General features: G+C 64.1%; 7 protein-coding genes. 5 read left to right on the top strand and 2 right to left on the bottom strand.

From position 1 onward, the window contains the following. Positions 1-73: 73 nt before the first annotated feature. From ABDV69_RS04645 to ABDV69_RS04625, 5 genes are all read left to right on the top strand, one after another. Positions 74-766, top strand: a complete 693-nt coding sequence (locus ABDV69_RS04645; RefSeq protein WP_343572157.1) for a flavodoxin family protein — start codon at positions 74-76, stop codon at positions 764-766. 58 nt (positions 767-824) lie between these two features. Beyond that, positions 825-1,325 (top strand): DUF2505 domain-containing protein, encoded by a 501-nt coding sequence (locus tag ABDV69_RS04640; RefSeq protein ID WP_343572156.1) that lies wholly within the window; start codon positions 825-827, stop codon positions 1,323-1,325. A 27-nt stretch (positions 1,326-1,352) separates the two neighbouring features. Then, entirely contained in the window at positions 1,353-2,093 is a 741-nt protein-coding gene (locus tag ABDV69_RS04635; protein WP_343572155.1) for a nitroreductase family protein, read from the top strand. Between the two features lie 183 nt (positions 2,094-2,276). Beyond that, positions 2,277-3,932: a hypothetical protein gene (locus ABDV69_RS04630; RefSeq protein WP_343572154.1), complete on the top strand. Its 1,656-nt coding sequence runs from the start codon at positions 2,277-2,279 to the stop codon at positions 3,930-3,932. Positions 3,933-4,482: 550 nt separating this feature from the next. Beyond that, the gene (locus ABDV69_RS04625; protein ID WP_343572153.1) at positions 4,483-6,120 is read left to right on the top strand and encodes a hypothetical protein; all 1,638 of its coding nucleotides are present in this window, start codon (positions 4,483-4,485) and stop codon (positions 6,118-6,120) included. Between the two features lie 97 nt (positions 6,121-6,217). Here the strand turns inward: ABDV69_RS04625 and ABDV69_RS04620 are convergent, their stop codons facing one another. Continuing rightward, positions 6,218-7,048, bottom strand: a complete 831-nt coding sequence (locus ABDV69_RS04620; RefSeq protein ID WP_343572152.1) for an SDR family NAD(P)-dependent oxidoreductase — start codon at positions 7,046-7,048, stop codon at positions 6,218-6,220. Positions 7,049-7,063: 15 nt separating this feature from the next. Then, on the bottom strand, positions 7,064-8,329 hold the full coding sequence (locus ABDV69_RS04615; protein WP_343572151.1) for a PE-PPE domain-containing protein: 1,266 nt from the start codon (positions 8,327-8,329) through the stop codon (positions 7,064-7,066). Between the last annotated feature and the right edge of the window lie 59 nt (positions 8,330-8,388).

The raw sequence follows: 8,388 nt of genomic DNA, 5'->3' as shown, positions 1-8,388 counted from the left end.
AGCGCGGCGGAGCCGGGCGCAGCGGGTCACCACCTGATCGGGCCAGTGCGCGACCTTCGACAATGGAGATGTGATGACGGATATGACGAAACCCGGTCGCGGCGAGCGGCCCCCGCAGGTGTTGCTGCTCTATTACTCCTACACCGGGCAGTCACTCAAGGTGCTCGAGGCCGCGGGCGAAGTCTTCCGTGAGCGGGGTTGCGAGGTGCACAAGGCGGGGATCGAGTTCACCGATCGGCGGTATGCCGAGCGGTTCTCGCGGTTCCCGATGCGACGTGTGTGGCCCGACATGCTCAGCGTGCTGTCGGCGCAGAAGCGCGGCGAGACCGGTGAGATCACAATCCCCGATGCCGCGCGTGCCGGTGATTACGACCTGGTCTGTATCGGCTCACCGACCTGGTGGCAGACGGTGAGCATGCCTTTGCGCTCCTTCTTGAAGTCGGACGAGGCGACTAAGCTGTTGTCCGGCAAGTCGTTTGCGGTTTTTACCGTGTGCCGCCAGTTTTGGCGGGAAAACTTCGAAGCGGTGCGCGAGCTTGCCGAACAGCAAGGCGGCCGCTTCGTCGACGAGATTCATTTCACCTATCCCGGCGATCCGCTGCGCTCCATGTTGTCGCTGACCAGTTATCTGGGGTCGGGCGAATACCGCAAGCGCTATCTGGGCATACCCATCCCGTCGACCAATGTGCAGCCAGAGCAGCTGGAGCAGACCCGAACCTTTGCAGCTACGCTGGCGGATCGGTTGTTCGGCAAAGGATCTGGGTAAGCCGGCGAGGAGATCGCTCCGCCGCGATGACGACCACTAGTGAGGAGTGCGGTTCACGATGTCGCGTTCGTTCGACGTGTCCGCCGATTCGACCGCACGTATCGAGCAGATTCATACCGCGTTCAGCGGCGAGGACTATTGGTTGGCCCGGCTTGCCACGCTCAACGGCAGCACCACGCTGGACTCGTTGATCGTCGACGATGACCGGACCGTGCGGGTGGTCACCACCCAAGATCTGGGTCGCGATCTGCTGCCCGGACTGCTCGCCAAGTTCTATCGCCGCGATCTCAAAGTCCGGCACAGCGAAACGTGGCGACCGGGCGACGGTCAGTTGCACGGGGAGATCAGCGTCGAAGTGTCCGGGGCACCGGGATCGGGCTCTGGGGCCGCGCGGGTCGCGCCCACGTCCGCCGGCTGCCGGATGACCTTCACCGGGACTGTCGAATTCAACGTGCCACTGGTCGGCGGCACCGTCGAGACCTTCATCGCGCGCGAGTTCACCCGGGAAATCCCGGAAATTCAGAAGTTCACCTCGACGTGGATCACCGAGAATGCCTGACACCCGCACCGAGGTAGGACGCCACACATGACCGACGCGCCGCGCACCGACCCTGCGACCTCGGGGCAGTCCCCGGTCGCGCCGAGCACCGCCGAGGCGCTGGCCGGCCTGGACATGCCGCTGATCGAGGCGATGATGACGCAGCGGGCGGTGCGGCGCGTTCATCCCGACCCGGTCGATGACGCGGTGGTGTTGAAGTGCGTGGAGTTGGCGCTGCGCGCACCGACCGGCGCCAACGGCCAAAATTGGGAATTCATCATCGTCAAGGACCGCCGGGTGGTGGAAAAGCTCGCCAAGCGTTACCGGCGGGGTTGGAAGTTCTCCTACGGCGGTCTACTCAAAGGCGCCGGTGACCGCGATGAATCGCTGGCCAAGGTGATCCGTGCGGCGCAATGGCAGGTCGACCATTTCACCGAGATCCCGGTCCTGGTGGTGGCGTGCCTTCGGTTGACCGTCCGCGAAGGGCGGGTGCCGTCTTCGGTGATGCCCCATGCCGCCCTGTCCGGATACTGGGGATCGATTTATCCGAGCGTGCAGAACCTACTGCTGGCGGCGCGCGCGATCGGCCTGGGCGCGTCGCTGATCACCCTGCCGCTGTGGGGAGTGGCGCGGGCCCGCAGAATCCTCGGTCTTCCGCGTTCGGTGACGCCGTGCTGCGTGGTGGCACTCGGCTGGCCTCGCGGACGCTACGGGCCGACCACGCGAGTGCCGGTCGAGCAGGTGGTGCATTTGGACCGCTACGGCAACCGCGCCTGGCTCACGGGCTGATCGTCGGGCAAGGGATCCGTGGCCATCCGAAAAGTCGGCTCGGCATACGATCCAACAACTGCACGGCTCCGAATGATAGGTCGATAGAAGCCTCCAGTTGGGTTCTGGGCGGCACTTGCGAGATTTTGGGGGGAAGCGGCAATGCAGGCTGTGTCACGTTCGTATGTCCTTCTGGGTGCGGCGATGGCGGCGACCGGTGCCCTTGCCGCCGCACCGTTCACGTCGCGGACCGCCCACCCTCCCGTCCGCAGTGTTGAGACCCGCCTGGTGGACGCCGGCTCGGTGCTCAACGTCCCGGTCAACCTGTTCGACGACCTCGCGAACATCCCGTACAACGAGGTCCAGGGATTGAACGTGCTCTCCGATTCGCTGCTCTTCAGCGGGAACATTTTCGTCCCCAACGCCACGAACCTTTTTGGAACAGACCCCGGCGACATCGGCCACTACATGGGGATCATCGACACGGCGATCCCGTTCTCATCGATATCCGGGCTCGATCAACCTGAAATCGATCCGACCGCCGATGCGGCCGGTACGGCGGGCCTGGGCCAACAGCTTGCGCTACTGGCGGCGGCCGAACTCCCGATAAGTGCGTCCTGCGACGCCGAGACCTGCGCGCCGATCGTCCCCACAGATGTGGTCACCGGCAGCACAGAATTCGACCGCGACATCGAGTTCCTCGAGACGATTACCGGGCAGGAGCCCCTCGGAATCTTCGACCACTGGTTTACGGTACCGCTTTCGGATTTGACCAGCGGCGACTTCACGTTCACCTCCGCCGACGACGCGGGCCTCGTCGACCCCAGCCCCGACACCGGCCCGGACGGAGCGGTAAACAGCCTTTACGGCTTCGACGGCACGACCGGGGCCGACGGCGCCACCGCTGGCCTGGTGCCGTGGGCCGGCGACACCTTCAAGCTGAATCTGTTCGGCCCCTTCGAGGACTTTTACAACAGCTTGTTGGCCACGCCCTCGACCTCCGGCATCGACGGTACCGGCATCGAGATTCCTACCCTGACGGATTTCACCCAGTCCCTTCAGAACTTCGCCGCGTCCCTGGTGGTCACCTTCGATCCGGCTGTCGAGGGGAGTCCGGTCTGCCCGGCGGCGTGCGACGTACCGGAAAGTTTGAGCAGTGCGGCGATGGTGCAAGATATCGAAAACCTGGATCCGAGCAACACGACGCTTCAGACCTACCTGAACGGGCTGGTCCCCGGCACCAACATGAGCGACAGTGCTGCAACTACCCCCGAAGTCGACGCGTCCATAGCAGTTTTGCAGACGGGTATCTTCAACCTGCCCCCGACAGAGCTAGCGACCGAGGACGCGGACTTGGCCGCCATCAATCCCGAACTGCCGGCGCTGTTTACCAACTCCGGGATACTGACCGACCCCGGATACCTGACCTACGCGGACGCCGTAGAAGCAAACCAGGCCGCGAATCCGCCCTTTGACCCGGTATACGGCGGCTTGAATCCCGAACTTGAGGGGCAAGACCTCCTGACCCTGCTGACCAACAACGACACCAGTGCCACCGCGCTGTCTGACCCCAGTAATCTGTTGGCCCTGGTCGATCCCGGCTATGTAGTGGCGGACTCCGGCGCAGCGGCGGCCAGCTCGGCGGCCGCCAGCTCGGACACCAGCTCGATGGCGAACGATGGCGCCAACCTCAGCGCATTGCTCGGCCTCGGCGGAGCATCGACCCTCCCGACGGACTTCGGTGCCATGCTGTCACAACTGTCGACGGACATCACCACGACATTGTCGGCCGAGCTTGGCACGTCATTGTCGACGGACCTCGGCACCACATTGCCGACGGACCTGCTGAGCCTGTTCTAAGCTTTGACGGTCGGTCGGCCGGCCCCCAACGCGCAGGCGGGCGGCAGCGAGTCCGTGGCTTTTGCTGCAGCACGAGAGTTTCAGGGCTGGGCGCCAAGACTTGTCAAGGACCGCCGCTTAGCCAAAAGCTCGCCGCCCATCCAACCGGACATCGACGTCAAGCCGCCTTACTCCGCTAGCAGGAGGTCCGCCGGGCCTGACCGCCCGGATCTGACGAGTCTGTGTCGGGGCTCCTTGACTGCGGTTGTCGACTCCTGACTGCAGAACTGCGATCAGCGGCGTGCGGGGTCGGCGTCGAGTCATAATTAGACGCCGATCTCACAGGCTGGTCGGTGTTTACCGCGGAAAGGGGATTGACATAGTCGGCGCGTCCCTCGCCGGCGGATATCCAAGAAATTGGACTTTTGTTGCTCGCCTACTCGGCGTCAATCTAATAAAGGGCTTGCTAACGATATCCTTACGCCCAGTTTTGAGGTACTCGCCCGAACTTAGATTCCCTTAGTGTAGCTTGAGTGCGCGAAGTTTTGACCGTCTGGGGAGAGGGGGCGCCATGCGCGCTGCGGGACGTCCGTGCATCTTGGCGAGTGCGGCATTGTTAGCGACCGGCGCGATCGCGGGAGTGCAACTCCCGCTGCGACCGGGGCAACCCCCGGTCCGCCATATCGACACCCGACTGGTCGACGCCAGCAGTGACATCTTCAACGTTCCGATCAACCTGTTCGACGACATCGCGAACATCCCGTCCAACGAGATCCAGGGCCTCGATGTGCTGTCGAATTCGCTGTTCTTCGGCGGGGACTGGTGGGTCCCCAACGCCACGAACCTGTGGGGAACCGACCCCGGCGACATCGGCCACTACATGGGACTCCTCGACATAGCGCTCCCGTTTTCGCAGATTTCCGGGCTCGACCAGCCGGAAATCGATCCGACCGCGCTGTCGGACGGTACGGCGGGTCTGGCGCAGCAGATCGCGATGCTGGCCGCCGCCGAACTGCCGGTCAGTGCCTCCTGCGACGCGCAGACCTGCTATCCGATGACACCACCGGAGGTCATCACCGGCAGCACCGCTTTCGACCGCGACATCGGCTTCTTCCAGGCCCTCGGCGGGACGGCCACCACCCAAAACGGTGAGCCCTTCGGACTTTTCTCGCACTGGTTGCAGGTGCCGCTCTCGGAGTTGACCAGCGGTAACTTCACGTTCAACTCCACCACCGACCCGGGCGGCATCATCGACCCCAGCCCCGACACCGGCACCGGTGGCGGAGTGGCCAGCGCCTTCGGCTTCGACGGCACGACCGGTGTCAACGGTACGGGTGCCGGTGACTACATGCCGTGGGAGAACGCCACGTTCAAGCTGAACCTGCTCGGGCCCTTCCAGGACTTCTACAACAGCCTGCTGGCCACGCCGTCGACCTCCGGGATCGACGGCACCGGCATCGACCTGCCCAGCCTCACAGACCTCACCCAAGCCTTCCAGAACTTCGCCGCGTCGACGGTGGTGGCCTTCGACCCCTTCGTCGAGGGCAGCCCGGCCTGCCCGGCGCTGTGCGACATCCCCGCTGCCGACACGCAGACAGCGCTGGTGCAGGACATCCTGGCCTGGGATCCGAGCAACACCACGATTCAGGACTACCTGAGCAGCACCACCGATAGCACCTCGACCCAGGCCGAAACCGACGATGCCGTCGCGCTGCTGCAGACCGGCTACTACAACCTGACCCCGGATCAACTGGCGACCTACGACGCGGACCTGGCTGCCATCAACCCCGAACTGCCGGCGCTGTTCACCAACGACGGGATCGTGACCGACCCCAACTACGTGGCGTACGCGGCCGATCCATTGACGACAACCTTCGACCCGACCTATGGCGGTTACGACCCCAATCTCGACGGGCAGGACCTGTTGACCCTGTTGACCAACAACGACTGGAACTTCTCGTCTTTGAACAACGCCAACACCGTCGGGTTCCTCCTCGATCCGACACAGGGCGACCCGGGCCTGACGGGCTCGGCGGCCAGCGCGAGTAGCTTGGATCCGTCGATGTCGACCGATCTGAGCGCGCTGATGTCCAGCCTGGGCGCGACGGCGGGCGCCGACTCGGTAAGTCAAATACTTGCCGAGGTCAGCGCCCAGATCAGCGCAGACCTCAGCAGCTTCGTGCCGCAGTCGCTCCTGAGCATGTTCTGAGTTCAGGTCGCTGCTGCGAAACAGAAGCCAGGGTCGTCCATCGAGGAATTCCGCAGCCGCCGCTTCTGTTTCGCGGCACACGCCCAGCCGCACACGCTCAGCCCCGCATGCCCAGCCTCATGACGCGGTCCCACATCCGGTCGCTCAGTAACGTGCGGGCCAGCACGGAGGCCTTTCCGGACGCCCCGACGACGTAGCGGGGCTTGGGATTCTTGGCCTGCACGGCCCGCATGACGACACGGGCCACCGTGTCGGCAGACACTGTCAGTCCCTTCGCCGTGGCCAACCTGCGGGTGGTTTGGGAATAGCGAATCTTGAAGTCGCCGTAGGGATCGTCGTCGGGGTAGGAGTGCTCCGTCTCGAATTGCGCACTGACGAAACGCGTTCGCACCCCGGTCGGGTCGATCAGCACGACACGGACACCGAACGGTGCCACCTCGGCGCCCAACGACAGCGACAGCGCCTCGACGCCGTACTTGACGACGTGATATGCGCCGGCGCCCGGGCTGGTGAACCGTCCACCGGTGCTGCCGATCGTGACGATCCTGCCCTGACCGCGTGCGCGCATCGTCGGCAACACCGCCTGCGACAAATGAAGGGTGGCAACCACATTGGTCTCGAACAGATGCCGCAGTTCGCTCAGCTCCACTTGCTCGAGCGGGCGGGGGAGCGGGTAGCCGGCGCTGTTGACCAGGACGTCGACCCCGCCGTGCTCGGCGTTGATCTCCTCGACGAGTCGATCCACGGCGGCCTCGTCGGTGACGTCGAGCTCACGGGCCGGTAAACCCTTGCGCCGCAGGGCATCCAGGGCATCGGGGTTGCGCCCGGTGGCGAACACCGTATAGCCACGGTCGTGCAGTCGGTAGGCGGTTGCTTCGCCGATACCACTCGTCGCACCGGTGATCAGCGCGACAAGCTTTGAATTCAACGGATGTAGCAGCGGTCAGAGCGAGCCGGCGAGAAGTTGGAAGTAATTGGCGAGATCGGTGGCCATTCCCGGGGCGAAGGAGGCAAAGTCAGCCGCCAGCGGGTTGGTCGAGCTGGCCAGATCGGTGGTCAGCAAGCTGGCCGAGGTCGTCGCGTCTAGCGCCGCAGCGGTGTTGTCGGTAAGGGCGCCACTCATCAGGTTCGCGACATCCGGCACGTAGGGGTACATATCCGCCAAGCCCGTCAGGTCGGATTTCGGCAGCACTCCCATGTCCACCAGGGCGTTGATCATGCCTTGGTCGGCCCCGGCGGTGAGGTAAGAGTCGACCGCGGTCGTGTCGATGTCCGGGTTTGTCAGGGTTGCCGGAGTGCTGACGTTCGCGTCGCCGGTCCAGTTGTAACCCAGGTCGACCAGCACCCGCATGTCGGGCTGGAGCAGATCGGCGTCCGCCGACGGTGCGCCGGGCTCCAGACGAAGCACGTTCAGCAGCGGCAGATCCTGGGTGGGAATGAGGTAGTAATTGGTGGCGACGTCAGCTCCCGACGTGGGTTCCGGTACCGCGCCGGCGAGCTCTGATGGCGTGAAATACGCCGGCCAGCCGGGCAGCAGGTAGGGATGAAGGTCGATGTAACCGTCCGCGGCGTTCAGGTCCGCAAACGTGTTGCCGTCGTACTGGGGAAAGTCGGACGCCCCGCTGTATTCGATGCTGTAAATGTCGGTGGTGTATGGAGTATCCGCGGGTGTCGCAGGCAGGGTCTCGCCGCCAAAACCCGGGAGCCGCGTGAAGAATCCTCCGTCGGGGTTGTTGAGATCCTCTGCCAACACGAAGACCAGGTTCGGGTCCTTCACACCCGTAGCCTGGAGGTTGATCATCTCCTGGGTGATGTCGGAGGGGCTCATCGAGTAGCCGGCGACGACGACGTGGGCGTCGGGATTCGCCGTTAGTAGCGGAGTGAGCTGGCTGTTCAGGTCGGCGACGCCCTGGGTCAGCCCCGTGGTGTAGTCGGTCTCGGGCGTGTACACGCTGACCGGATCGCCGACGACGTTGTACGTCGGCTGCCCCTCGAAAGGAGTTGTGGGATCGACATAGGTGTCGATCACCTCCTGCATGTACGTCGCGTTCGGCTGGGGCAGAAACGCATGGCCGAGAACCAGCGCGGTGTAATCAGTTGGGTCAGGTGCGTCCGCCCACGCCGGTGCTGCGTTCAGAGCGCAGGCGCCTGCCAACAGTCCAAAACCAAGCCCGCGGGCTTTCCACGACGGCATCGAATTCCAATTCACAATGTATCCCCCCAGTCGGCCTCCAAAATACTACCTTGCAGGCTTCTCTGAGATGTTCT

Source organism: Mycobacterium sp., assembly GCF_039583785.1.
GTDB lineage: Bacteria > Actinomycetota > Actinomycetes > Mycobacteriales > Mycobacteriaceae > Mycobacterium.
This window is presented reverse-complemented; position numbering and strand designations above follow the sequence as displayed.

Coding starts and splice junctions, on each gene's coding strand:
- ABDV69_RS04645 (WP_343572157.1), top strand. CDS start 74: ATGACGGATATGACGAAACCCGGTCGCGGCGAGCGGCCCCCGCAGGTG.
- ABDV69_RS04635 (WP_343572155.1), top strand. CDS start 1,353: ATGACCGACGCGCCGCGCACCGACCCTGCGACCTCGGGGCAGTCCCCG.
- ABDV69_RS04630 (WP_343572154.1), top strand. CDS start 2,277: ATGGCGGCGACCGGTGCCCTTGCCGCCGCACCGTTCACGTCGCGGACC.
- ABDV69_RS04625 (WP_343572153.1), top strand. CDS start 4,483: ATGCGCGCTGCGGGACGTCCGTGCATCTTGGCGAGTGCGGCATTGTTA.
- ABDV69_RS04640 (WP_343572156.1), top strand. CDS start 825: ATGTCGCGTTCGTTCGACGTGTCCGCCGATTCGACCGCACGTATCGAG.